25 protein-coding genes are annotated in these 24,892 nt (G+C 69.1%); 14 read left to right on the top strand and 11 right to left on the bottom strand.

Translation table 11 applies throughout. The features are described 5' to 3' along the window. The first annotated feature begins 24 nt into the window (after positions 1 to 24). Positions 25 to 246, top strand: a complete 222-nt coding sequence (locus AC5W7N_RS07955) for an Rv3202a family protein (RefSeq protein ID WP_051016825.1) — start codon at positions 25 to 27, stop codon at positions 244 to 246. Between the two features lie 51 nt (positions 247 to 297). Here the strand turns inward: AC5W7N_RS07955 and menD are convergent, their stop codons facing one another. Beyond that, positions 298 to 1,929 (bottom strand): 2-succinyl-5-enolpyruvyl-6-hydroxy-3-cyclohexene-1-carboxylic-acid synthase, encoded by a 1,632-nt coding sequence (menD, locus tag AC5W7N_RS07950; RefSeq protein WP_280212797.1) that lies wholly within the window; start codon positions 1,927 to 1,929, stop codon positions 298 to 300. An 86-nt stretch (positions 1,930 to 2,015) separates the two neighbouring features. On the opposite strand from menD, the gene AC5W7N_RS07945 reads away from it, so the two are divergent. After that, the gene (locus AC5W7N_RS07945; protein WP_280212796.1) at positions 2,016 to 2,846 is read left to right on the top strand and encodes a siderophore-interacting protein; all 831 of its coding nucleotides are present in this window, start codon (positions 2,016 to 2,018) and stop codon (positions 2,844 to 2,846) included. A 108-nt stretch (positions 2,847 to 2,954) separates the two neighbouring features. On the opposite strand, the gene AC5W7N_RS07940 is transcribed toward AC5W7N_RS07945, so the two are convergent. Continuing rightward, the gene (locus AC5W7N_RS07940) at positions 2,955 to 3,401 is read right to left on the bottom strand and encodes a DUF6918 family protein (protein WP_036540534.1); all 447 of its coding nucleotides are present in this window, start codon (positions 3,399 to 3,401) and stop codon (positions 2,955 to 2,957) included. A gap of 76 nt (positions 3,402 to 3,477) precedes the next feature. Beyond that, positions 3,478 to 4,098 carry a PaaI family thioesterase gene (locus AC5W7N_RS07935; protein ID WP_495923451.1) on the bottom strand — a complete coding sequence of 207 codons (621 nt, stop codon included), beginning with the start codon at positions 4,096 to 4,098 and terminating at the stop codon, positions 3,478 to 3,480. Positions 4,099 to 4,321: 223 nt separating this feature from the next. Between AC5W7N_RS07935 and AC5W7N_RS07930 the strand changes: the two genes are divergently transcribed. From AC5W7N_RS07930 to menE, 3 genes are all read left to right on the top strand, one after another. Further along, complete coding sequence (locus AC5W7N_RS07930) at positions 4,322 to 5,215, top strand: 1,4-dihydroxy-2-naphthoyl-CoA synthase (protein WP_163810145.1); 894 nt, start codon at positions 4,322 to 4,324, stop codon at positions 5,213 to 5,215. Between the two features lie 45 nt (positions 5,216 to 5,260). Further along, on the top strand, positions 5,261 to 5,653 hold the full coding sequence (locus AC5W7N_RS07925) for a VOC family protein (RefSeq protein WP_163810147.1): 393 nt from the start codon (positions 5,261 to 5,263) through the stop codon (positions 5,651 to 5,653). Between the two features lie 338 nt (positions 5,654 to 5,991). Then, positions 5,992 to 7,149 carry an o-succinylbenzoate--CoA ligase gene (gene menE / locus AC5W7N_RS07920; protein WP_163810149.1) on the top strand — a complete coding sequence of 386 codons (1,158 nt, stop codon included), beginning with the start codon at positions 5,992 to 5,994 and terminating at the stop codon, positions 7,147 to 7,149. A gap of 85 nt (positions 7,150 to 7,234) precedes the next feature. Here menE and AC5W7N_RS07915 read toward each other — a convergent pair whose 3' ends face one another. Continuing rightward, positions 7,235 to 7,807, bottom strand: a complete 573-nt coding sequence (locus AC5W7N_RS07915; protein WP_194990426.1) for an NADPH-dependent FMN reductase — start codon at positions 7,805 to 7,807, stop codon at positions 7,235 to 7,237. A gap of 179 nt (positions 7,808 to 7,986) precedes the next feature. Between AC5W7N_RS07915 and AC5W7N_RS07910 the strand changes: the two genes are divergently transcribed. Together AC5W7N_RS07910 and AC5W7N_RS07905 are read left to right on the top strand one after the other, a co-directional pair. After that, positions 7,987 to 8,985: an ATP-binding cassette domain-containing protein gene (locus AC5W7N_RS07910; RefSeq protein ID WP_194990425.1), complete on the top strand. Its 999-nt coding sequence runs from the start codon at positions 7,987 to 7,989 to the stop codon at positions 8,983 to 8,985. Continuing rightward, positions 8,982 to 9,800, top strand: a complete 819-nt coding sequence (locus tag AC5W7N_RS07905) for an ABC transporter permease (protein ID WP_163810153.1) — start codon at positions 8,982 to 8,984, stop codon at positions 9,798 to 9,800. The genes AC5W7N_RS07910 and AC5W7N_RS07905 overlap by 4 nt, the downstream gene beginning before the upstream one ends. 34 nt (positions 9,801 to 9,834) lie before the next feature. Here the strand turns inward: AC5W7N_RS07905 and AC5W7N_RS07900 are convergent, their stop codons facing one another. Next, positions 9,835 to 13,491, bottom strand: a complete 3,657-nt coding sequence (locus AC5W7N_RS07900; RefSeq protein ID WP_495923450.1) for an AfsR/SARP family transcriptional regulator — start codon at positions 13,489 to 13,491, stop codon at positions 9,835 to 9,837. Positions 13,492 to 13,576: 85 nt separating this feature from the next. Here AC5W7N_RS07900 and AC5W7N_RS07895 point away from each other — a divergent pair, with 85 nt between their 5' ends. The 4 genes from AC5W7N_RS07895 (at position 13,577) to AC5W7N_RS07880 (ending at position 18,809) form a co-directional block, all read left to right on the top strand. Further along, positions 13,577 to 14,044 (top strand): SRPBCC family protein, encoded by a 468-nt coding sequence (locus AC5W7N_RS07895; RefSeq protein WP_495923449.1) that lies wholly within the window; start codon positions 13,577 to 13,579, stop codon positions 14,042 to 14,044. A 21-nt stretch (positions 14,045 to 14,065) separates the two neighbouring features. Next, positions 14,066 to 14,941, top strand: coding sequence for a 1,4-dihydroxy-2-naphthoate polyprenyltransferase (locus AC5W7N_RS07890; RefSeq protein WP_280212791.1), 876 nt, complete (start codon positions 14,066 to 14,068; stop codon positions 14,939 to 14,941). A 1,268-nt stretch (positions 14,942 to 16,209) separates the two neighbouring features. Continuing rightward, positions 16,210 to 18,165, top strand: coding sequence for a LolA-like protein (locus tag AC5W7N_RS07885; protein ID WP_495923448.1), 1,956 nt, complete (start codon positions 16,210 to 16,212; stop codon positions 18,163 to 18,165). After that, the gene (locus AC5W7N_RS07880) at positions 18,162 to 18,809 is read left to right on the top strand and encodes a hypothetical protein (protein WP_195020108.1); all 648 of its coding nucleotides are present in this window, start codon (positions 18,162 to 18,164) and stop codon (positions 18,807 to 18,809) included. Before AC5W7N_RS07885 ends, AC5W7N_RS07880 begins: the two co-directional genes overlap by 4 nt. Positions 18,810 to 18,891: 82 nt before the next feature. Here the strand turns inward: AC5W7N_RS07880 and AC5W7N_RS07875 are convergent, their stop codons facing one another. The 4 genes from AC5W7N_RS07875 to AC5W7N_RS07860 all read right to left on the bottom strand — a co-directional run bounded on the left by AC5W7N_RS07875 (position 18,892) and on the right by AC5W7N_RS07860 (position 21,840). Continuing rightward, a complete protein-coding gene (locus AC5W7N_RS07875; protein ID WP_163810167.1) occupies positions 18,892 to 19,275 on the bottom strand; it encodes a phage holin family protein in 384 nt (127 codons plus the stop codon). 59 nt (positions 19,276 to 19,334) lie between these two features. Next, the gene (locus AC5W7N_RS07870) at positions 19,335 to 19,913 is read right to left on the bottom strand and encodes a Clp protease N-terminal domain-containing protein (protein WP_163810169.1); all 579 of its coding nucleotides are present in this window, start codon (positions 19,911 to 19,913) and stop codon (positions 19,335 to 19,337) included. Continuing rightward, positions 19,913 to 20,134, bottom strand: coding sequence for a helix-turn-helix domain-containing protein (locus tag AC5W7N_RS07865; protein WP_130917983.1), 222 nt, complete (start codon positions 20,132 to 20,134; stop codon positions 19,913 to 19,915). The genes AC5W7N_RS07870 and AC5W7N_RS07865 overlap by 1 nt, the downstream gene beginning before the upstream one ends. 164 nt (positions 20,135 to 20,298) lie before the next feature. Beyond that, positions 20,299 to 21,840, bottom strand: a complete 1,542-nt coding sequence (locus tag AC5W7N_RS07860) for an acyl-CoA synthetase (RefSeq protein ID WP_195020109.1) — start codon at positions 21,838 to 21,840, stop codon at positions 20,299 to 20,301. 124 nt (positions 21,841 to 21,964) lie between these two features. Between AC5W7N_RS07860 and AC5W7N_RS07855 the strand changes: the two genes are divergently transcribed. Continuing rightward, entirely contained in the window at positions 21,965 to 22,654 is a 690-nt protein-coding gene (locus AC5W7N_RS07855; RefSeq protein WP_163810173.1) for a TetR/AcrR family transcriptional regulator, read from the top strand. Positions 22,655 to 22,681: 27 nt separating this feature from the next. On the opposite strand, the gene cds1 is transcribed toward AC5W7N_RS07855, so the two are convergent. Both cds1 and AC5W7N_RS07845 read right to left on the bottom strand, forming a co-directional pair. Then, positions 22,682 to 23,767, bottom strand: a complete 1,086-nt coding sequence (gene cds1, locus AC5W7N_RS07850; protein ID WP_163810175.1) for an L-cysteine desulfhydrase Cds1 — start codon at positions 23,765 to 23,767, stop codon at positions 22,682 to 22,684. Continuing rightward, positions 23,764 to 24,123 (bottom strand): DUF4229 domain-containing protein, encoded by a 360-nt coding sequence (locus AC5W7N_RS07845; RefSeq protein WP_175585787.1) that lies wholly within the window; start codon positions 24,121 to 24,123, stop codon positions 23,764 to 23,766. The genes cds1 and AC5W7N_RS07845 overlap by 4 nt, the downstream gene beginning before the upstream one ends. Positions 24,124 to 24,355: 232 nt before the next feature. Here AC5W7N_RS07845 and AC5W7N_RS07840 point away from each other — a divergent pair, with 232 nt between their 5' ends. Further along, on the top strand, positions 24,356 to 24,565 hold the full coding sequence (locus AC5W7N_RS07840) for a BldC family transcriptional regulator (RefSeq protein WP_036540564.1): 210 nt from the start codon (positions 24,356 to 24,358) through the stop codon (positions 24,563 to 24,565). 118 nt (positions 24,566 to 24,683) lie between these two features. Further along, complete coding sequence (locus tag AC5W7N_RS07835) at positions 24,684 to 24,890, top strand: hypothetical protein (protein WP_195020110.1); 207 nt, start codon at positions 24,684 to 24,686, stop codon at positions 24,888 to 24,890. Positions 24,891 to 24,892 lie beyond the last annotated feature (2 nt).

Genomic DNA, 24,892 nt, shown 5'->3' with positions numbered 1-24,892 from the left:
GGCTTACGCGGAGAGGAGCCCACGATGACCCCGAACACCCCCGACCCGGTCCCGGCCGCCGACCCCGCCGACCTGGCGGAACAGTCGGTCGAGATCGCGCCAGAGGACGAGGACACCGGCCTCGACACCGCCGAGCTCCGCACCAGGGACAACTGGGAAGCCAACCCGGCCGACGTGGTGGAGCAGTCGATTCCGGTGCCGATGGACGACGAATACGAAGACGAGGAGACCGAAGCGCCCGCCTGACCGGGCCCGTGCACGCCGTCGCCCGAGCGTTCGGGCGGCGGCGCGCGCGTGCTAGCCCTGGATCTTCGCCCGCACGGTGGCGTGCAGTTCGCGCAGGCTCGACCGTTCGGTCACCACTTCCAGCACCCGGATACCGTGCGCGTTCCCGGCCAACTCCACGGCCAGCTTTTCCGGTGTGACCTGCTGGTGCGGAATGCGGTAGGCCGCGCACAGGGCGGCCAGATCCATGCCGTGCGGGGTGCCGAACACTCGCTCGAACACGCCCGCGTACTGCGGGTCGCCCTGTTCGAGCAGTTCGAAGATGCCGCCGCCGTCGTCGTTGGCGACCACGATGGTCAGGTCGGCGGGCCGTGGCTCGCCGCGCCCGATCAGCAGCCCGGACGCGTCGTGCAAGAAGGTGAGGTCACCGATCAGCGCGATGGTGCGGCCGGCGTGGTGCAGCGCCGCGCCGACGGCGGTGGAGACGGTGCCGTCGATGCCCGCCACACCCCGGTTGGACAGCACCCGCACGCCGGGGCGGGGCGCCGACACCAACGCGGCGTCACGCACCGGGTTGGAGGCGCCGAGCAGCAGCTGATCGCCCTCGCGCAGCGCGTCCATCACCACCGCGGCCACGTGCAGACCGGTCGGCTTGGGATGCCCGGCCAGTTCCTCGCGCACGACCTGACCGGCCTTGGCGTTCAGATCGCGGCAGTGCGCCAGCCATTCCGGACGCGGCTGCCCGGTGGTGACGGCGCGGGTCCCGGTGCCGACCACATTGCCGGAGACATCGGGCCAGCGCGGGCCGGTCGTCAGCGCGTAGACCGTTACCTCGGGATCGGCCAGCACCTTCGACACCTGACGATGCAGCGTCGGCCGTCCGGTGATGATCGCCTGCTTCGGCTTCAGCAACGGCAGCGCCAGCGGATGTAGGGCCGGACCGTGCATCGGGGCGGTCGGCTCGGCGACGGTCGGCAGCTGCGACAGTTCCGGGCGCAGGCCGGCGCCATGGCCGGAGATGACAACGGTATCGGGGGTCAGGTCGATATCGAGCGGCACATCGAGGGTCGCGTAGCGGGTCGCGGTCCAGGCGCTGCCGTCGGCGCGGCCCTGCGGCAACGCCTCGCCGGGCGCGAGGTCGGGGACCAGCGGTTCGCGCAGCGGGATGTCGAAATGCACCGGCCCGGCATTGCCGGAACGGGTGCCGCGCGCGGCGGCGAGCACCCGGCAGACCGCCGAGCGCCACACACTGTTGTGCTGGTCGTAGCCGCCGGCGTCGTCGGTTTCGGCCAGGCCGAGGCTGATGGTGGCGCGCACCTGGCTGCCGAACAGGCCGAGCTGCTCGATGGTCTGGTTGGCGCCGGTGCCGAGCATCTCGTAGGGCCGGTTGGCGCTGAGCACGATGAGCGGAACCCGCGCGTAGTTGGCCTCCAGCACGGCAGGCCCGAGGTTGGCCACGGCGGTGCCGGAGGTCATCACGACGGGCACCGGACAGCCGGAGGCGATGGCGAGACCGATGGCGAGAAACCCGGCGGTGCGTTCGTCGATGCGCATGTGCAGCCGCAGCCGTCCGGCGGCGTCGGCGGCCTGCAACGCGAAGGCCAGCGGCGCATTGCGCGAGCCGGGGCACAGCACGACATCTCGCACGCCCCCGCGCGCCAGCTCGTCGACGACGACCTGGGCCTGTGCTGTTGACGGGTTCACCTCTCCAGACTCTCAGACGGTGCGCCGTCCCGACGCGTCAGCCTGCTCACAGCCAGCGTTTCTTAGGGTTTGCTAACCTAAGTGGCATGGCCAAGCGCACCAAGTACGTCAAGCCGGAAGACCGGCGGATCTGCACCGCCGAGGTGGTCGCGAGCAAGCGGATCAGCCCGCATTTCGTCCGCGTCACCGTCGGCGGGGCGGATCTCGCCGACTTCACGCCGATGGGCTACGACCAGTGGTTCCGGCTGTTCCTGCGCCGCCCGCAGCAGAGCGAGCTGAGGCTGCCCACCGCGGCCAACAACCTCTGGTACGCGCAGTACCTGATGATGAGCAAGGAGACGCGGCCGCTGGTGCGCAACTACACCGTGCGCGATTTCCGTCCCGCGGGCGAGGGCCGGTTCGGCGAACATGCCGAGATCGACATCGATTTCGTCTCACACGGCGACGACAGCCCGGCCTCGGCCTGGGCGAACAATGTCAGCGCGGGCACCATGGTCGGCCTGTTCGACGAAGGCGTGATGTATCAGGCGCCGGAGCATACGAATTGGTCGCTGCTGGTGGGCGATGAGAGCGCGCTGCCCGCGCTCGCCGGCATCCTGCGGTCGGCCCCGCGCGACCTGCGCGGCGCGGCCTATATCGAGATCCCCCATACCGATGACGTCCAGGAACTCGGCGAACCCGAAGGCGTCCAGGTGCATTGGCTGCCACGCACCGACGCATCGGCCAAGATCGGCGAATTGGCGGCGGCCACGGTCCGCACCGCCGAACTGCCCGGCACCGGCGTGTACGGATTCATCGCCGGGGAGCAGGCGCTGGCTTCGGGGGTGCGGCGGCATCTGGTGAACGAACGCGCAATCCCCAAGGCGGACGTCACCTTCACCGGCTATTGGCGCTTCGGCAAGGCCGCGCCGAGCTGAATCACGCCGCCGGGCCGCGAAATTCGCCGGGCGCCCCGGCCGGACAGCCGGGGGCCCGTACGAAAGCGGTACCGCCGCGAGGATCCGCAGCGGTACCGCCAGGGGGCGTCAGCCCGCGTGCCGCTGCACCAGATCGCCGACGCGCGGCAGCGCCTCGATGACGTTCTTCTTGGCCGAGGAACGCATCGAGTTGTAGACCTTCTTGATGGCGGGCCGGGTGGAGGCTTCGGCCCGCTCGTCGGTCACGGCGAGCAACGCCTCGGCGACCTCGTCCGACTTGGCCACGAGCAGGTCGGCGAAGCTACCCGAACCGGCAGCGGTGTACTCCTGCCAGTAGGGCTCCAGCTGCGCGAGCAGCTTGGGCGCCAGCGACTCCAGCGCGTCGGGCACGATGGACGGGCTGATCTTCTTGACCGCCGCGTATCCACCCTTCACAGCCAGGCCGGACGCACCACCCTTGTCCGAGACCTCGGCATCGAGCACCTGGACGGCGTCAGCGAGGAAGGCCGGGCGCTTGGCCTCGTCGAGCAGGGATTCAGACAGTGCTGCAACCACTTTCAGGGTCCTCCGGATCGTTATTTCGATGGACGAGCAGCCGCAACTATACGCATCGCTTTCGGGCTTGCGTGGGCTATGGCTGCCACGGCAGCAACTGCACCATCAGCCCTTCACAATCGGCGAGCACTGTGCCCTGCTCATCGACCAATTCGGCGCTGATGAAAGTTTTGCGACCTTCGATTCGTTCGACTCGCCCGCGCACCGTCAGCGGGGTCTCCAGCGGAGTCACCTTGCGGTAGTTCACATGCAGGTAGGCGGTGCGGCTGATCGGGCGGCCCGCGTAGTGCACGATCATGCCGAGCAGGTCGTCGAACAGCAGCGGCAGCACCCCGCCGTGCGCGGCGGAATTGCCGCCGAGATGGAAGCGGCGGAACACGCCCTTCATCACGATGCCGTCCGGCCCGGCCTCCACGGTGCGCCACGGGAGCAGCAGCAGACTGCCGCGGCCGGGGAGTTCGACCGCGCGGCCGGCCGGGCCCTGCAATTCGGGTGCGCGATAGGGCTCGAGCAGTTCGATCAAGCGGTTGGCCTGGGCGAGGGCGTCGGTGAGCACGTCGTCGGGCGCGTCGATGGAGACGGTCAGATCCTGCAACGTGCGCATGGCCTCGACGAACGGGCCGAAATCCGGCCCAACGCGCGCCGGGGTGATCTTGGGAAACCCACCGTGCCGCTCGTACCGAGACTCATCGACCATCGGATCCGATTGGCGGCCTCCCGGCTCTCTCCGTGGTGACGCAGGCTGCCTCCTCCGATCGCGTCGCTCGGCCGCCGCGTCGATAACGGGTTCTACTCGCTCACTCATACCTGCACGCTAACGCGATTTTTTACACCGTCAAGTCGATGCCTCCCGCCGACCGGGAGTCGAGCGGCTCACACCTGCGCCGGAACCGCCCACCCGCGGGGCCATAATCACTGACGTGACGTTCAATCCGACGCTGTGGCGGCCCGTACCCGGGTTCGAGAACCTGACCGACATCACCTACCACCGGCATATCGAGCAGGGCACCGTCCGGGTCGCCTTCGATCGGCCCGAGGTCCGCAACGCCTTCCGCCCGCATACCGTCGACGAGCTCTACCGCGTGCTCGACCACGCGCGGATGACCTCCGACGTCGGCGCGGTGCTGCTCACCGGCAACGGACCGAGCCCCAAGGACGGCGGCTGGGCCTTCTGCTCCGGCGGCGATCAGCGCATCCGCGGACGCAGCGGTTACCAGTACGCCAGCGGCGAGACCGCCGACACGGTGGATCAGGCCAGGGCGGGCCGGCTGCACATCCTCGAGGTGCAGCGGCTCATCCGGTTCATGCCCAAGGTGGTGATCGCGCTGGTCAACGGCTGGGCCGCCGGTGGCGGGCACAGCCTGCACGTGGTCTGCGATCTCACCCTGGCCAGCCGCGAACACGCCCGGTTCAAGCAGACCGACGCCGATGTGGGCAGCTTCGACGGCGGCTACGGCAGCGCCTACCTGGCGAAGATGGTCGGGCAGAAGTTCGCCCGCGAGATCTTCTTCCTCGGCAGGCCCTACACCGCCGAGGAAATGCACCAGATGGGTGCGGTGAACAAGGTCGTCGACCATGCCGAACTCGAGGACGTCGCGCTGGAGTGGACCGCCGACATCAACGGCAAATCCCCGCAGGCCCAGCGCATGCTCAAATACGCGTTCAATCTGGCCGACGACGGCCTGGTCGGCCAGCAGCTGTTCGCCGGTGAGGCGACCCGGATGGCCTACATGACCGATGAGGCCGTCGAGGGCCGCGACGCCTTCCTGGAGAAGCGCGCACCCGACTGGAGCCCCTACCCCTGGTACTTCTGACCGGTCACCACCGCCGGGCGAGGACCCACACCACGAGGGAGACCGATGGACATCCTGAGCAGCCGAATCCTGCTGCGACCGGCCGATTACGACCGGACGCTCGCGTTCTATCGCGACGATCTGGGGCTGGCCATCGCCAGGGAATACCCGGGCGGCACGGTGTTCTTCGCCGGACAGTCGCTGATCGAGATCGCCGGGCACGGTGGTTCGGACGGCTCGTCGAGCTTCGATGGAGCTATCTGGCTGCAGGTGCGCGACGTGTCGGCCGCCGCGGTGGAGCTGACGCTCAAGGGTGTGTCGATCGAGCGGGCGCCGGTGCAGGAGCCGTGGGGCCTGATCGAGATGTGGGTCCGCGATCCCGATGGGGTGGCGATCGTGCTCGTGGAGGTGCCCGACGATCACCCGATTCGTCGCGATAGCCGCAGGAAGCCGGAATGACCACGGCCACGCCCGGTGACTGTCGGCAGGCCATCGAGTTGCTATCCGGACAACGGAGGGGAACGATAGCGCTCGGATGGCCGCCCGCCCGGGTGACCGTAGCCCGCGTACATCCGACGAACGAATCGCAGTTTCGATGTTTGGCCTATCCGAGCCTCATTTTCCCGCGCCGGTCGCAGCTGGTTCGTACCGGCACGGCAACCCGTTCCGCACCCGGACTCGCGCGCATGACACGATCCCTGTCGTGAGCGAGCGCAACGAGGTGGAGCCGTGAGCGAGCGAACTCTCGGCACCTCCACCGCGTCCTCGACGGAGCCGAGTGCCAGCGAGGTGGAGTCATGAGTACCCTGCGAACCTTGCCGATGCCCACCGGTTCGGGCATGCGTGATGTGCTGCCGCACCTGCGCGAGGCCCTCGAGGGCAATGGCCCGGCGTGGCTGCCGATTCCGACCAGTGATCGCCGTGAGGCCCGCCGGTTGAGCAGTGCGCTCTCCCCCGGCGAGCCGATCGAAGACGATGTCGCGCTGGTGGTCACCACCTCCGGCACCACCGGTGTGCCCAAGGGCGCGATGTTGAGCGCGGCGGCCCTGCGGGCCAGCGGCAATGCCACCCACGACCGGCTCGGCGGTCCGGGCAGCTGGCTGCTGGCACTGCCCACCCACCACATCGCCGGGATCCAGGTGCTGCTGCGCAGCATTCTGGCCGGCACCGAACCGACCGTGCTCGACGTCTCCGGCGGTTTCCTACCCGAAGCACTGGCCGGCGCCGTCGCGAGCATGCCGGGCCCGCGCCGCTACACCTCCCTGGTGCCGACCCAGCTGATCAAGGCACTCGACGCCCCCGCCGGCGCCGCCGCCTTGGCCGAGCTCGACGCCGTGCTGGTCGGCGGTGCGGCCACACCGATCCCGGTGTACGAGCGCGCGAAAGCCGCGGGGATCAATGTGGTTCGCACCTACGGCATGAGCGAGACCTGCGGCGGGTGCGTCTACGACGGCGTCCCGCTGGACGGCGCCGAGGTGCGCATCGAGGACGGCCGGGTGCTGCTCGGCGGCGCCATGCTGGCCTCCGGCTACCGCGGCCTGCCCGACCACCCGGCGTTCGCCGAACCCGGCTGGTTCCGCACCGAGGACGCGGGCACCTTCGACAACGGCGTGCTCAGCATCAGCGGCCGCCTCGACGAAGCCATCATGACCGGCGGGCTGCTCGTCATCCCGCAGGTCGTGGAGGCCGTGCTGGTCACCCATCCGGCGATCAGCGAGGTCGTGGTGCTCGGCCTGCCCGACGAGCGGCTGGGCCAGCGCGTGGCGGTGGCGGTGGTACCCGTCCCCGGCGCCGACCCCACCCTCGACGACCTGCGCGACCACGTGCTGCGCGAACTCGACCCCATCGCCGCACCCCGCGAACTCGCGGTGCTGGACGAGCTGCCGCTGCACGGGCCGGGCAAACCGGACCGCGCCAAACTGCGGGAGATCCTGATATCGGAGTCGGCGCGGTAGAGATGCCACCGCACTCCGCCCGCGCTGCACGACGGCCACCCGTGCATACGCGCCGCGCGATGTCGGCGTGCCCCCGGTACGCCGATCACACCGGGTAGGGCACGCGCTCTTTGGCCGTGCGCAACGCATCCGCCCACCACAGCAGCTGGCGCGCCATCACGTGCAGGGCATCGGTGGCCGCCTGGTCCGGATATCCGTCGGCCGGGTCCAGGGATGACCACGGATTGTGCAGGCTGACCGTCTCCCGGACGGTCACCGCGTGCAGTTCCGCGAGCACCGGACGCAGGGCCTCGACCGCACGCAAGCCGCCGGACATCCCGCCGTAGGAGACGAATCCGACCGGTTTCGCGCGCAATTCGGGCCCGAGCATGTCGATGGCGGTCTTGAGCGGCCCCGGATAGCTGTGGTTGTACTCGGGCGTGATCACGATGAGGGCGTCCGCGCGGCCGATGCGTTCGGTGAGGGACGCGAAATCAGCGTCGGCGCCCATCGAGTGCGGGATCGTCGTCGCGGCCAGATCGAGGAGGTCGACGTCGAGGCCCGCGCCGGTCAGCCGATCGTGCACCCACGCGCCGATCCGGGCGCCGAAGCGGCCGTCGCGGACGCTGCCGATGAGTGCGGCCACTCGCAGATCGTGCACTGCGGTCTCAGGATTCATCAGATACCTTCGCTGGTCGGAGGGTTGTTCGACGGCGTTCGACCGTCACCGGCAACGGTAGAAGCTCAACAATTGTTGAGGTCAAGTCGCTGGTGCTTGCTCCGCTTGCGTCGGCCTTGCGGCGCCCACGCAATCGCGGTGCAAGCTCGGTGCAAGCAGCCCCGCGCACAGTCGTCGGCATGACTGATTACGCATCGACCGGCCCCCTCGCCATCGAGGCCGACGGCCTGGTCAAGATGTTCGGCGCCCAGCGCGCCGTCGACGGGGTGAGTCTGGCCGTGCCGCAGGGCGCGGTGTACGGGGTGCTCGGCCCGAACGGCGCCGGCAAGACCACCACCATCCGCATGCTCGCGACCCTGCTGCGCCCCGACGGCGGCAGCGCCCGCATCTTCGGCCACGACGTGCTCGCCGAACCGGACGCGGTGCGTTCGCTGATCGGTGTCACCGGGCAGTACGCCTCTGTCGACGAGGATCTGACCGCCTCGGAGAATCTGATGATCTTCTCCAGGCTGCTCGGGCTCTCCCGCGCCGAAGCGCGCCGCAAGACCGCGGACCTGCTCGACGAATTCGACCTGACCGAGGCCGCCGACAAGGCGTTGAAGAACTTCTCCGGCGGTATGCGCAGGCGACTGGATCTGGCCGCGAGCCTGATCTCCACCCCGCCGCTGCTGTTCCTGGACGAACCGACTACCGGCCTGGATCCGCGCACCCGCGCCCAGATGTGGGAGACCATCCGCCGGCTGGTCCGCGAGGGCGCGACGGTGCTGCTCACCACCCAGTACCTGGACGAGGCCGATCAGCTGGCCGACCGGATCGCGGTGATCGACCGGGGCCGGGTGATCGCCGATGGCACCGCCGACGAACTCAAATCCTCGGTCGGCCAGTCCTCGCTGCACCTGACCCTGACCGACAGCGATCAGATCGCCGAGGCCCGCCGGATCATCGGCGATTTCCTCGGCACCGATGCCGCCGTCTCGCCGGAAGCCGGGCGTCTCACCGCCGCCCTGCCCGATCCCGGTGTCACCGCGGATCTGCTGATCCGGCTGCGCGAATGGGAGATCGGCGTCGAGGAGATCTCGGTCAGCAAGCCGAGCCTGGACGAGGTCTTCCTCACCATCACCGGCCATCCGGCCGAGGACAACACCGACGACATCGAACTCGAACGGAGTGTGGCATGACCACTACCCTCACGGCGCCGGCGCGGACCACACCGGTCCCGCAGCCCGCCGGCCCCATCACCCTGAAACAGACCTTCGACAACACCCTCACCATGGCCTACCGGGGTCTGCTGAAGATCAAGCACAACCCGGAGCAACTGTTCGATGTGGTGATCCAGCCGATCATCTTCACGCTGATGTTCACCTACATCTTCGGCGGCGCCATCTCCGGTGACGTGCGCAGCTACCTGCCGGTCATCATCCCGGGCATCCTGGTGCAGACGGTCATCATGACCTCCATCGTCACCGGCGTACAGCTCAAGGAGGACATGGAGAAGGGCGTCTTCGATCGCTTCAAATCCCTGCCCATCGCCCGCATCTCGGCGCTGTCCGGTGCGCTGACCGCCGATATGGTCCGTTACGCCATCGCCTCGGTGCTGACCCTGGTCATGGGCCTGATCATGGGATTCCGGCCCGATCCGCTCGGTGCGATCGCCGGTATCGCGCTGGTGATCGTGTGCTCGTTCGCGACCAGCTGGATCTGGGCGTTCTTCGGCGTCATCGCCAACAAGGCCTCGGCCGTCCAGGGCTATTCGATGCTGGTGATGTTCCCGCTGACCTTCGCCTCCCCGGCGTTCGTGCCGAAGGAGACCATGCCGGGCTGGTTGCAGGCTTTCATCGACGTCAACCCGATCTCGCATCTGGTGTGGGCGTGCCGTGACCTGATGAACGACGGTCATGTCGGCTCGCATGTCGTGTGGTCGCTGGTGGGCGCCGCGGTGATCATGGTGATCTTCGCGCCGCTGACCGTGCGCGCCTACATGCGGCGGGTCTGAGCCCGTGCCCTACCCGACCGGGCCCGTTCGCGCGTCATCGTGCGAGCGGGCCCGGTGCGCGTGCGACCACCTTCAGCAGGGTCATGATCCGATCCGCCGCGACCAGCCTGCGCAATCCGGCCACCTCCGCCGTCGCCCGATCGATGCGGTCGCAGCCGACGGTGTCGCGGTGCAGTTCGCGATGCCGCGCCAGCGCCATCACCGGGTAGTCCTGCCTGGCCTTCGCGGCGGGGGCCAGCGCGAGCAGCTCGAGCCCGATCGCGCAGGCCGGATCCAGGCTGAGCCGCTGTGATCCCACCGCGCAGGCCACCGCGCCGATCTGCGGCACATCCCAGAACTGGATGAGCCGTTCCACCGCGATATCGGCCAGTTGCGCGGTCATCGCCGTCATGTCGGCGGCCTGCCCGTAGAGGGTGTGCGCGTCGAGCGTGGCGCTGCACAACATCATCACGCCGGGACCCGGCACGAACTCGCGGCCGGGCCAGCCGACCAGTTCGAGCGCACGACGGAACAGCTCGAGGCCACGCCCGCTGTTGCCCTCCGCCAGCTCGATCTCGGCCAGGCTCGCCGCGACGGTCGAGAGCCGGTGATTGCGCCGGACGCCGGGATCGTCGAGGGCGGCCAGCCGGGAGGCGCCGGAGTCGGTGAGCCCGAGCGCGATCTCCAGTTCGGCCCGCGCCCGCACCGTCTGCCCGGACGCGGTGAGCGAGGCGGCCAGGAAACTGCGCATCTCCAGGCTTTCCTCGTAGGCGCCCAGCCGCCGCAACTGCTCGGCGGCCAGCTCGTAATATCCGACGGACTCGGCGTAGCGCCCGTTCTGCCCGGCCAGGCCGCCGAGATGCTGGTTGATCATGGCGCCGGACCACACGTCGTTGTCGGAGATCATCGATGCCGCGATCATCGCGTCCCGCGTCGAGCCACGCAGTTGACCCGAGTTCTCCCAGGAGTTGGCGCGCACGATCAGCGCGGCCAGCGCGGTATCCCGGTCGGCCGAGCGAGTGGCGTCCGCGAGCAGGCGCGAGACGGTCCAGCCGTCGATCGGGCAGGTGATGAATCTGCCTAAGAACCGGGCCAATTCGCTGAGTTCGCCGTCACGACGCAGCAACCGCCGCGCGCGGGTGCGCACCGTCGCCGCGTCGCGCAGTTCGCTCTCCATGTACATCAGATGCAGGCCGCTGTAGACGTATCCGAGCATTTCCAGATCGGCATCGATGCCCCGGCTCTCCGGCGGGTCCATGGCGAGCATCCGGTGCACCCAGCCGACGAGTTCCATATGCGCGCCGCGCATCACCCACAGCATCGCGCACACCGGGAAGACGGTGTACATGGTGTGCGCGTCGCGGCGCTCGTCGGCCAGCCGCAGCACGGCGGTGAGGTTGTCCATTTCGGCGGCGACGGTGAGCACCAGCGCCACCTGGCCGTCGTCGTGGTCGTGGTAGCGGCGGACGGCGGTCAAGGCGAATTCGCGCGCCCAGCCGCACATTCGGGTGGCCACCAGATCTGCCTCGGCCCGCGGATCACTCGGTTCGGCGGGGTCGGCACCGGGCGACGCGGCGAGTTGCTCCTCGCCGAACTCGCGAACGGTCTCCAGCATCCGATACCGCAGCGGCAGGCTCACATCGGGATCGGGCCGATCGTCCTCGAGCACGGTGAGCAACGACTGCCCGACCAGCCCCTCCACCGCGGCGACCACATCGCCGACCTCCGGGCCACCGGCCACGAACTCCGCCGCCTCCAACGTGAACCCGGCCGGGAATCGGCACAGCCGGCGCAACGCGATCTGCTGCGGCTCGTCGAGCAGGTTCCAGCTCCAGGCGATCACCGAGTGCAGGGTGCGGTGGCGTTCCGGCGAGGACCGGTCGCCGCTGCGCAATAGAGCGAAGCGGTGTTCGAGCCTGGTGTCGATCTCCTCGACGCTCATCGAGCGGACCCGCGCCGCGGCCAGCTCGATAGCCAGCGGCAAACCGTCGAGCCGATGGCACAGCCGCGCCACCACCTCGGGGTTCAGCCGCGCGGTCGGGCGCACCGCCTTGGCACGGGCGATGAACAGTTCGGTGGCCGGTGAGCCCGCCGCGTCGATCGTCAACGGGGCCAGCGGATACACGGTCTCGGCGGAGATGGCCAGCGGCGCGCGGCTGGTGGTGAGCACCGTCAGCTGCGCACAGCTGCCCACCAGATCGGCCACCACTTCGGCCACGGCGTCGACCAGATGTTCGCAGTTGTCCAGGATGAGCAGCATCGGCCGCTCCGAGAGCGCGTCCCGCAGCCGCTCGCGCAGTTCGATCCGGATGCCCGCCCGGATCAGCACCGGGTCGCGGGCGAAATCACCGAGCCCGAGGATCGCCCCGATCGCCGCCTCGACCTCGCCGCACGCATCAGCACCGCCCTCGGCCCGCACCGAGGCGAGTTCGACCAGCACAACCGGCTGTTCACGGGCCATCCGCGCACCGAGTTCATTGGCGATTCTGGTCTTACCCGTGCCGCCCGGGCCGAGCACGGTGGTGACGCGCGAGTTGCGCAGCAGGTCCTCGAGCGCCGTCAGGTCGTCCGCTCGGCCCAGCAGGGCGTTCGGCGCCGCACGCACCCCGATCGCGCTCGGACGCTGCGCGGAACGGGAAGGCGGCGGCTCGGCAGCGGGCACCCGTGCGGCTTCTGCGTCCGTGCGATGAACGGCGGATCCCGATGAATCGTCCACCCGCGCGCTGTACCGGTCCGGGAGGCCGAGCGACTTCGATTGCTCGGCTCGGCGCGACAATTCGGCGTGCCCACCGGGCGCGCGCTCGGCGGGGCGGTGCACCGTCCACTGCGAGGGCCGCGGGGACTCGGGATGCTCGGTGACCCCGTTTCGTTCGGCGGGACCGATCGCGGTGATCGATCGAGCGGCGTCATCGCCGGCCGGCGGAAAATCGCCACGCAGGATCGCGGTGTTCAGCTCGGCCAGCGCCGGACCGGGATCGGTGCCGAGGTGGTCGGCGAGCGTGGCGCGGATGGTGGCGAAGACATCGAGGGCCTCGTTGGGGTGGCCGGCGGCGGCCAGCAGGCGCATCAGGGTGCGGGCGTTCGGTTCGCTGAGCGGGTCCGCCGCGAATGCTTCACGCGCGAAGGCGATGGCGCCGTCCAGGTCGCCGATCGCTTCACGGGCGCTGAGTTCCAGCGCGTCCAGCTCGGCCCGGAGATCGGCCGCTGCGCCGGCGAGTTCGTCGGCCAGCGGGCCGGCAGTGAGATCGGCTCCCGGTTCGCCGCGCCACAGCGCCCTTGCCTCGGCCACCACGCCGAGACAGCGGGCGTGATCGTTCCCGGCACGAGCCTCGCGAGCCTGCTCGAGCAACATCGACACGGCAGTGAGATCGACCTGTTCGGCGGTGAGCCGCAGTCGATAGCCTGCCGGGCCGATCTCCACGGCACCGTCCGGAAGTGCGGTGCGCAGCCGGGACACCTGCGTGTGCAGCGCGTTCATGGGCGCGCGCAGCGGCTGCTCACCCCACACCTCATCGATCAGCGCCGGTGCGCTGCGGCTGCGGCCCGGCGTCACCGCCAGTGCGGCGAGCAGCATCCGGGCCCGGACACCCGGCACCGCCGTGAGCGCACCGTCGCGGCGCAGCGAAACCTCGCCCAGCAGTCCGACCACCACCGATTCTGCGGGCGTCACCACTGGTCTTCGGCCGCTCGGACCGTTCAACTCGGAAACCATGCCGTGGTCATCGTATGCGCTGGTCCGGCCATGAAGCGCAGCGAATTACCTGCGGTCCGACCGGTCGGTCGCCTACGCTGGGCCAATGGCCGAATTCGAGGTGGTGCGCCAGATCGTCATCGCGGCCGAACCGGCACGCGTGCACGAGTTGATCAACGACTTCCACAACTGGGTCGAGTGGTCGCCATGGGAAGATCTCGACCCGGAGTTGCGCCGCATGTACAGCGGCCCCGACGCCGGAGTCGGAGCGCGCTACGCCTGGGAGGGCAACCGCAAGGCCGGGCGCGGGACGATGGAGATCACCTCGAGCACCGAGCAGGAGATCCGCCTCAAGCTCGACTTCGAGAAACCGTTCAAAGCCAGCAACAATGTCGTGTTCTCGCTCACCCCCGCCGAAGGGGGCGGCACCCAGGTGGTGTGGCGGATGAACGGTGAACAGCGCGGGCTGATGGCGCTGATGGGCAAGGTCATCTCGATGGACAGCCTGATCGGCAAGGATTTCGAGAAGGGTCTCGGCCGGCTGCGGCTGGCCGCCGAAGCCGCGTCCCGGTAGCGCGCCGATTAGGCTGCGGACATGGCTACCGCAGCGCAATGGATCGAGGGCGCCCGGCCCCGCACTCTGCCGAACGCTATCGCCCCGGTCATCGCCGGCACCGGAGCCGCCGCGTCCATCGACGGCCTGGTGTGGTGGAAAGCGATTCTCGCGCTGCTCGTCTCGCTGGCGCTCATCATCGGCGTGAACTACGCCAACGACTACTCCGACGGGATCCGCGGCACCGATGACGAACGCGTCGGCCCGCTACGGCTGGTCGGCTCGGGCCTGGCCTCGCCCGCCGCGGTCCGTACCGCGGCCATCGTCAGCCTTGGCGTCGGCGCCGTCTTCGGCCTGATCCTGGTAGTGCTGACCGCGTGGTGGCTCGTCCTCATCGGCGCCGCCTGCCTGGCCGGCGCCTGGTTCTACACCGGCGGCAGCAAGCCCTACGGTTACAGCGGTTTCGGCGAGATCGCCGTCTTCGTCTTCTTCGGCCTGATCGGCGTGCTCGGCACCCAGTTCGTTCAGGCCGAACGCATCGACTGGGTCGGTGCGGTGCTTGCCGTCGCCGTCGGCGCCTTCTCCAGCGCGGTCCTGGTGGCGAACAACCTGCGCGATATCCGCACCGACACCGAATCCGGCAAGGTCACCCTCGCCGTGAAGCTCGGCGACCCGCGCACCCGCACATTGCACCTGGTGCTGCTGGCCGTGCCGTTCGTGGCGACGCTGCTGCTGGTCGCGCGCTCACCGTTCGCCCTCGTCGGCCTGCTCGCGATCCCGCTCGCCGTCCGCGCCAACGCCCCGGTACGTGGCGGACGCGGTGGCCTCGAACTGATTCCGGCGCTGCGTGATTCCGGATTGGCGTTGCTGGCGTGGTCGGTGCTGACGGCAGGTGCGCTCGGGCTGGCGTCGCTCTGACGTTGTCGACCTCGCACAGGTTGTGACTACTGCACACAGGTTATCGACGCCTGCTGAACCCATAACTTGTGTGAAGTACCGACACCTATGTGACGAACGAACGCGGGCCACCCGGGTTGCGGCGATGGGCCGGCGCGGGATCGGCGCAGCCTGGGCGGCGGTCCGGTTCCGCGACATGTCCGGACCGAGGTGGCGACGGCCGCTGCGAGCCCGAATCTGCCGCACCCGTCGCGGCCGGGGCACGACCGATGGCAGTCCCGAATTCCCGGTGCAGGCGAATCGATCGCGCACGAAAAGCGTGGCAGCGCCGTACTGTTGAAGCAGGGGCGAGGGGCTCGACGGTATGGCGCTCAGCGGTCCCGTCATCACGAGGAGGGACCATGTCGGAGGCCGACGACCGCGAAAAACGCGCGCAGCAACCCGATTCGCCGCCTCCGCCGCCGGAGTCGAGGCCGCCGGATTCGCCGGCGACCGCCGAATCGAGCTCGACCACGTCGATCGGACCGTCGGGCACCAGTGCGATGTCGCCGGAACCGGCCGACTCGCCCCACGGCCCGGGGCTGCCCGCTAACCCGGATATCGCCGATCAGAACCGGCCCGCGATACCGCAGCCACAGACGCCACCGCCCGGGCAGCGTCCGCCGATGGGATCACCGTCGCCGGCTTCCGGCCCGCCTCCTGACCACCAGCCGCCCGAGCCCAACCAGCCCCCTCCGCCCGTGCCGCCGGGCTCCTACCCGCCCGGCCCGGCGGGACCGGGCTCGTACCAGGCTCCGGTGCAAGGACATTCGGCGCCGACTCCCGCGTCGATCCCGCCGTCCGGCGAACACTGGCCGGGCGGTGAGCCGTTCCCACCGCGACCCAGCGGACAGCCACCAGGCAGCGGACCACGCCCAGCACAACCCGGCGAACACACGCCGCCCAGCGCGCCCTTCCCGCCGCACCCCGGACCGCAGGCGCAGCACGCTGCGCCGTACCCACCACAATCCGGCGGATGGATGCCGGTCAGCGGGCCCTATCCCCCGCAGCCCGGCGGCCACGCACCCATCGGCGCACCGCCGCCACCGCAACCCGGCGGCCAGAGCCCGGGCGGTCCCCTTCCCCCGCAGCCCGGCGGGCAGAGTCCGGGCGGCCTCTATTCCCCGCACACCAGAGGACCGGGGCCTGGCGGTCCCTATCCACAGCACCTGGGCCCGCCTGGTCAGGGCGGACCGTTCGGCTCGCATCCTGGTCCGGGATTCGGGTTCGATCCGCAGCGTGGTGCGCCGATGCTCGGCGCGGGCACGCCGGTGCGGGCGCGGCGGCGGCCTTGGATCATCGCGTCGCTGGTGATCCTGGTCGTGGCGGCGATCGGGGTGGGCAGTGCGGTGTTCGTGCTGCGCACCGGCGATGGGCCCACCGTCGAGCAGCGCGGCCGGTCGGCGTTGGCGTCCGCGCAGTTGCGGTTGCTGGATACGCCCGCCACGCATTTCACCGGGACGGTGAAACCGACAGGGGCGTCGGCCGGGCGGCTTCGGGTGGATCTCACGGTCACCAACGTCGGTGATGCGACGGGCACGGTGTCGGTGCGTGAGGGCATCGACATGGACTACCTCGGGGTCGGCGGGAAATCCTTCCTGCGGGGCAGCGAGCAGGCGTGGCTCGCGCTCGGCGAATCCGCCGAGGACGCCGCGCGATACAAAGACGTGCCGGTGCTGATCGGGCCGGAGCGCTTCGGGTTCGATCTCGCGAGCACCCTGGCACCGGCACGGCTGGCGCTGGCGCTCGATCCCGAGGCCGAGCGCAGCGCCGACGTCACCGTCGGTGACCCGATCGAGATCGACGGGCACCCATCGACGCCGATCACCAGCGGCTCCATCACCACCTATGTGCGCAATTTCGATGCGGCAGGCGAATCGAGCGACGCGTCCGAACCGCCGGTCATCGACCGGATCGTCAGCGCGTCCTCGTCCGGCGATTCCGCCGACTCCGGTGACGGGGACCCTGAACTACCCGAGTTCACCCTCGAACCGGAATCCGGCGAGGCCGACGACGCCCTCAGCATCTACGAGGAACTGCCGGGCCGGGTGAACGACCTCGGCAACGCGGTGGATTCGCGGATCTCGGTGGGCGGCAATATCAACGGCCAGTTCTTACAGAACCCCTGCCTCGGCGTCTGCACGATCCAGTTCGTCATCACCAATACGGTGAACACCTCGCGGGATATCCGGGTCACCACCGTCAGGTTCGACTACAGCGTCACCATGCAGTCGTCGGTGCCGGTGGCGCTCGGGGCCGGCTGCAACGGTAGCGGCACCATGCCCGCCAATGGCTCGACGACGCTGTCGTGCAGCGCGACCTACGATCCACAGCTGATCCCCGCCGGTCAGACCCGGCCGATCACGGCCACCATCCAGGTCACCGTGCGTGCCCTCGATCCGCAGCAGGTCACCGAACTCCAGGACAAGACCGTCGACCGGGGCCGCCAGGTCAAGGACATCTCCCAGGACGCCCCGAACAGCTACCGCCGCTACACCGAGACCGGTGGCACGCTGCCCCAGCCGAAGTGGACCCAGCGCTATGACCGGACGAGCAGTTCGGCCCAGGAGCGTGGCGGTGCGGGGAAGCCGATGCGCGAGGATCAGGTCGCGGCGGTGTCGAGCGTCATGGATCGCCTCGGTGTTTCCGGGCCCGATAAACAGAAAACGATTCAGGCTCTGCGCAATGCGAACAGCAGCCCGATGGGCGCCGAGGCCGCCGATATCATCGGCAAGGGGCATCTCGCCGGGTCGGAGGGCTTCAAAGATCTGGTGTCGAAGTTCCGCGGGCCGTCCGCGGCCCGGCCGGCGGCCATGCAGGAACTGCGCCTCGGTGACGAGTTGTACCGGCGCGGCCATCACGATCTGGTGTTCGGCCGGACGAAGGAGGGCCAGGGGCGCTTCGATATCGACGTCGGCATCAAGGGGCCCGACGGTCGGGTGACCTTCGCATACCAGGCGAAAGAGGTCGCCTCGATCAAGGGCTTGCGGTCGGCGACGGCCTCGGTGGTCAAACAATTGGTGGACGCGCCCGCCGAGCGGAAGGTGGGCGTGCTCGAGGTCGCCGCGCCGTCGACCGCCCTGGATACCGATACGCTGCGTTCGCTGCACGACCGCTCCGCCTCCAGCGGCATCGCGTTCGTGCTGCGCTTTTCCGACGACAAGGAGCTGATCATTCCCGACGGCGCGAAAGTCTTCCCGGAATGACCGCGGCCGAACCGCTTCGGGCGCCGGCGTTCTCGTTCGTCTGGACCTGGTGGCCGACCGGTGTCGGACGAGGCGTGGCCGCGCAGTTCGAGCTGGCGGACCGGCTTACGAGTTGCGCAGGCAGGCACGGTCTGTTGACGGCGTCGCGGGTGAGTTGCCGCTGGCTGGTCGAGGGGCGGATCGTGCCGGGAGCGCAATCCGCGGTTGCGCTGGCCGCCGGTCTCGCCGATCCCACCGTGCCCGCGCTGCTCGATGCCGCCCGCCCGGCCGACGTTCCCGGCCATGCGACGATCGGTGCGCTCACCGTCACCGGGCCGGGCACCCGATTCGACGCCGCCGGATCCCCGCACACCGAGGACGATCTGGTGCGCGTGGGGGTGGATCTGACCGGCACGGAACCTGTCGTCGATCTCGAGGTCCACCATGACATCTGGCTGACCCACGACTTCCGTGGCCGGGCGCAACCGGAGATCCACCGCGGCAATGCGCCCCGGCTGGCCGCTACCCTCGCCGACTTCGACGCGTTGCTGGATGTCGCCGTCGAACCCGGACCGCCCTCGAATTTCGGAACCCCGCGATCGCGCGGCATCGAGCCGCCGCTCGACGATGACGGTGCGCCCATGGACGTCACCGAGTGGTTGTGAACCGCGGGCACGGTCACGCACGAATACCGGCCAGGGCGAATAGACCTGGGCGCCCGCACCGCACCGCCGGGTAGCGGGACTCTCAGTCCCGATCGGGCACGAGCACACCCAGCAGCCAGTTCACCACCGTGACGATGATCGCGCCCCAGAACGCGGCCCAGAAGCCGTCGATGCGCAGGCCGTAATCGGTGAATTCGGTGATCCAGGCCGTCAGCCACAGCATCAGGGCATTGACCACCAGCAGGAACAGCCCGAGGGTCACGATCACCAGTGGCAGCGACAGCAGCTGCACGATCGGCTTGACGAGGGCGTTCACCGCGGTGAACACGGCCGCGACCGCCAGCAGTGTGATGATCTTGGCGCCGTTGCCCTGATCCTCCGGGCTGATGATGTCGATCTTGTCGATCCACGTCGCGGCCAGCCAGATGGCGAAGGCGTTGATGACCAACCGAAGCACAAGCTGCATGGAGCCATGCTAGAGCCCGAATCTCGGATCCGGGCGGCACCGAGCCGAATCTTCGGTGTTCAGGCGGCCCGGTCCAGTAGCGCGTGCACCCGCGTGCGCAGCGCGTCCGCCTGCTCGTCGCCGCCGATCAACGCCGCCGTCGTGGCGTTCGGCGCCCGCAGAATCGCCAGCAGGATATGCCCGGATTCGATGCCCTTGTCCTTACGTGCCAACGCCTCCCGCAGCGCGAGCTCGAGCGTCTTCTTCGCCTCGCGGGAGAACCGGATATGGCCGAAGGCCATCCCGCCGCGCCCGAACCGTCCACGCGGCTGCGGTGGTTCGGCACGGTCGAGCGCGTCCTCGCCGAAGGTGGCCTCGAGACTGTCGCGTACCGCGTCGAGGTCGATGCCGATGGAGCGCAGGGCTTCGGCGTCGCGGTCGCCCAGCGGTGCGTTCTCTCCGTCCTCCGCCAGCGCCGCCGTCACTCGCTCGTGGGTGAGTCCGGCCGAGGCCAGCGCGTCCTTCATCACGGGCTCGGCCTGCGACAGCACACCGAGCAGTACGTGTTCGACGCGAATTTCGGGCGCACGCAGCTGCCTGGCCTCCTCTTGCGCCACGACGACGGCCATGCGCGCGTGTTTGCTGAACCGTTCGAACATCAGCGGCCCCTGCCTCTCCGGTTGTATTTCTGATGTACCGCCTGCTTGCTGACCTCGAGGGCATCCGCGATGGCCTGCCACGACCAGCCCTGATCCCTGGCGTTGGCCACCTGGATCGCTTCGAGCCGTTCGAGCAGCCTGCGCAATGCCAGCACGGCCCGCAGCCCGACCTCTGGATCGGGGCTGCCGGCCGCCGCTGCCAGCGTGGTTGCTTCCGTCATGACGTCAATTTTGATTGACGACACGGCCCTTGTCAATAAAAATTGACATCACCGGCGAAAAGAAAGCGCCCCGGCCGAATCTCGACGTTCACTCGCTTCCACCCGACGGGAAGGCGAGTCCGAGAGCCGAATACCGGGGCGCTGCCGATCGCAGCCGGCCGCGATCAGCCTGTCGCCGCGCCGAACTGCTCGCGCAAGCGGTACTTCAGCACCTTGCCCGACGCATTGCGCGGTAGCGCGTCGACGAACTCCAGCCGCAACGGCACCTTGTATCCGGCCAGATCGCCGCGCGCGAATTCGCGCAACTCGTCCAGCGTGAGCGAGGCGCCGGGCTGGGTGGCGACGACGGCCGTCACCGCCTCACCCCACTTCTCGTGCGGCAGTCCGAGCACCGCCACCTCGGCCACCGCCGGATGCCGGTACAGCACGTTCTCCACCTCGGCCGGGTAGACGTTCTCGCCGCCGGTGATCACCATGTCCTTGACCCGGTCGACCACGTAGACGAAGCCGTCCTGGTCGGCCTGCCCGATATCACCGGTGTGGAACCAGCCCTCGGCATCGATGACCGCGTCGGTAGCCGCCTTGTTGTTCCAATAGCCCTTCATGACCTGCGGCCCGCGCACACAGATCTCGCCGCGCTCGCCGTCGGGCACCGGGTTGTTGTCCAGATCGACCAGGCGCACATCCGACAGCGGCAACACCTTGTGCCCGGCGGCGCCGATCCGGGTGGCCACATCGTCGGTGGACAGCACCAGCGCCAGCGGCGCGGTTTCGGTCAGGCCATAGCCCTGGGCGAAGGGCACCCCGCGCTCGCCGTAGCGGGTGATGAGCGCCTCCGGTACCGGCGCGCCACCACAGATGAAGGTCCGCACACTCGACAGATCCGTGGTCGCGAACTGTGGCACCTGGGCCATGAACAGATACATCGCCGGCACCCCGAACATGGTGGTGACCTTGTGCTCGGCGATCAGCGCCAGCGCCTGCGCCGGGTCGAACGCGGCCATCAGCACCAGGTGCGCGCCCTTCTGCAACGACACCAGCGTCGTCACATTCAGCCCGCCGATATGGAACAGCGGTGCGCAGACCAGCGAGACGTCGTCGTGGAGGGTGTCGAAGGAAAGCAGCGCGTTGACGTTGTTCCAGAACAGGTTTCCGTGGGTCAGCATCGCGCCCTTGGGCTTGCCGGTGGTGCCGGAGGTGTACATGATCACCGCTACGTCGTCGGCGTCTGGATGTTTCGGCTCGGCGATCGGTTCCCGGGCCGTCAGCAGCTCGTCGAGGACCTCCCACCCGGGGCGCGCGGTCAGCGAAATCGACCGGCTCACCCCGGATTCGGCGAGCACCGGGTCGACGATCTCGGCCCGGTCCGTATCGGCGATCAACGTGTGCACGCCGGCGTCGCCGAGGATGTAACCCAGCTCGGCGGCCGTCAGCCGGAAGTTGAGCGGGACGAACACCGCGCCCGCCCGCGACGCCGCGAACAATGTGACCAGGAAATCGGGATGGTTCAGTCCGAGGTAGCCGACCCTGTCGCCGGGCCGCACCCCGCCCGCGACCAGTTCCGCGGCCAGCCGGTCGACGCGTTCGAGGAGCGCGCCGTAGGTCAGCGTCTGCCCGTCGAAGGTGATGGCCGGGCGGGCCGGCCCGGAAGCGGCCCTGCGGGCAATCCAGGAACCGAGGTCGGTCGGCGGGGTGATCATCGGCATACCTCCAGGTCACCGTCGCGAGCGGCGCGGCCACTGTGACGGACATCGCAGCAATGTCGCGCCAGCCTATTACGGACGTGAACCGTCGTAAATAGGAAAATGAGACCGGTGCCACAATGTGTCGGTGGTTGACACGCGACGAGCCGGGCGTCCGCGCGATCCGGAGCTGGAACACCGCGCCCACCAGGCCGCCCGCACGGTCTATGCCGAACGCGGCTGGAGCGGGTTCACGCTGGACGAGGTGGCACGGCGCTCCGGCATCGGCAAAGGGTCGCTCTACCTGCGGTGGCCATCGAAAGAGGCGCTACTGGTGGACGCGGTGCGTTCGCGGATCCGGTTCATCGCCCATATCGACACCGGCGATCTGCGGACAGACCTGATCGAGTTCGCCACCAGCTGGCTGGCGCACGAAAGCACCGATGACGGATCACTGGCACGCCAGTTGTCGGCCGACGCGCATCGGGTCGCGAAACTCGCCGACACTCTCGCCGGCGATCCCTACCCGGAGCATCTGCGCGCCACCCGCGCGATCATCCGGCGCGGCATCGAACGCGGGGAGCTGCCACCGCAGACTTCGGTCGCCCTGGTCGCCGATCTGATCGCCGGAGCTGTGTCCAATCACGTCACCGCGACGCCGCCGCATCTGCGGGAACGGGCGAAAGCCGAATCCGCCGCCTATATCGCGGCTTTGGTGGACACGATCCTGGCCGGCGTCCGCGCGACCGCCGGCACAGGGCCCGAGTCGACCGGCCGGTCGACATCGAAGGCGGGCAGGTCCGCGCGCGATCGGCAGAGCGCGGCGCGATCCGGGTAGGCCGGGACGCGCGAGGAGGGCAGGCGTTCAGCCGCGCCAGATGCCCGTCGCGGTGAAATCGGCCAGTACGGCGGCGGGTTCGTCCAGGTCCAAGCCCTGTCGGGCAACCCAGTCGTCGTCGAAATACGTGCCCGCGTACCGGTCACCGCCGTCGCAGAGCAGGGTGACCACGCTGCCGGTGCGACCCTGCGCCAGCATCTCGGCGATCAGCGCGAACGCGCCCCACAGATTGGTGCCGGTGGAACCACCGACGCGCCGGCCGAGCACCCGGCTCGCATGACGCGCGGTGGCGATGGAGGCGGCGTCGGGCACCTCGATCATCCGGTCCACCACCTGCGCGATGAACGACGGCTCCACTCGCGGGCGCCCGATGCCCTCGATCCGCGACGACATGCCCGTCTGGTAGCCGGGATCACCGGTTTCGTAGCCGCCGTAGAACGCCGAGTTCTCCGGGTCCACGATCGCCAGTTTCGTGGCGTGCCTGCGGTAGCGGATGTAGCGCCCGATGGTGGCGCCGGTACCGCCGGTGCCCGCGCCGGTGACGATCCACTCCGGCACCGAGTGATTCTCCAGTTTCAGCTGCTCGAAGATGGATTCGGCGATGTTGTTGTTGCCGCGCCAGTCCGTCGCCCGCTCGGCATGGGTGAACTGGTCCATGTAGTGACCACCGCATTCGGCGGCCAGCCGCGCGGCCTCGGTGTACATCTCCGGTGGGCGTTGCACGAAATGGCAGCGTCCGCCCTGCGCCTCGATCAACGCGATCTTCTGCGGCGAGGTACTGGCGGGCATCACGGCGACGAAATCCAGGCCGAGCAGTTTCGCGAAGTAGGCCTCGCTCACCGCCGTCGACCCGGACGACGCCTCGACCACGGTGGTGTTCTCGGTGATCCAGCCATTGCACAGGGCGTACAGGAACAGCGAACGTGCCAGCCGGTGCTTGAGGCTGCCGGTGATGTGAGTGGACTCGTCCTTCAGATAGAGCTGGATATCCCACTCGACCGGCAGCGGATACCGCAGCAGATGGGTGTCGGCGCTGCGCTGGGTGTCGGCGTCGATGAGCCGGACGGCATTGTCGACCCAGGCACGCGGGGCGCTCCGGTCGACGTACTTCACGCCTTCGACCCGCCCTGATCGCCCGGCTCGTCACCACGCAGCCGAGCCCGCAACTGCGCCTTGTCCTGCCTGCGGCGCTCGTCGACCACGGCGATGTCCTCGTTGACCTTGGTGCGCAGGCCCTTGAACAGGATCAGCGACAGCGGCATCGCGATGATGAGCGCGAACAGCGCGGCCACCACCAGCGGGATCTGCACGTCGATGAGCTTCGCCGCGACCACGATCACCGCGGTGATCAGCGCGACCAGGCCGAGCCGGGCCACGGTGTACAGGGCCAGGTTGCGGGCCAGCCGCCCACCCGTCGAACCACTGGTTTGCCGGGCGGATGCCCCTTCCGGTCGCGATGCGTCACTCACGATGTCCAGAGTAAGCGGAGGTCGTTCGGGCACTCGACCCGGCGCTCCCCCGACCTCGTTGGCCTACGGGGTCCGCTGCGGCGATCATCGCGCGGTCCGATGCGCACAATATCCGATTTGTCTATTACCTCCCCTTTACCAACAGTAGGTCATTCGAGTACCTGGGGGTCGCGGTGCGACTATGGCGGCATCTTGATGAGGGATAGTTACTGTCGAGAACGGAGAGTTTGCTATGACCGCGATCACCGTCGGCGGCCAGGACACCCTGCTGACGCCCGGCCAGGTTGCCGCCCTGTTCCATGTCGATCCGAAGACCGTCACCCGGTGGGCGCACGCCGGTCGGCTCGGGTCGCTGCGCACCCCGGGTGGGCACCGCCGGTTCCGTGAGTCCGAGGTCATGCAGCTGCTGAAGTCGCTCACCACCGAGGCCACCACGCGCTGATCGGTCTCGATCCGCCCGCCACGACACGGTCCGTCCGCAGCTGTCGTGGCGGGTATCGCACGTCTCGATGCGCGCGGGCCCGGCGCGGGTCTACCCTCGGTAGCAGGAGGTGAGCGACGTGACGTACCTGTTGGCACTCATCGCGGTCGTGGCGATCGCGGTGCTGTGCTGGAAGGCGTTCGGCCCCGACCGAGGTGCGGGTATGCCCGCACCACCGCGACGCGCCCCCAAGCGTGTCCTCGGCCCGGATGACGACCCCGAATTCCTCTGGCGCATCTCGCGTCAGCAGCACCCGGACGGCGACCCCGGGCCCGCCGAGCACTGACG

The sequence above is a fragment of the Nocardia sp. CDC519 genome (assembly GCF_059509835.1).
Note: the sequence above shows the minus strand (reverse complement) of the source record. Positions and strands in the feature narration are given on the sequence as shown.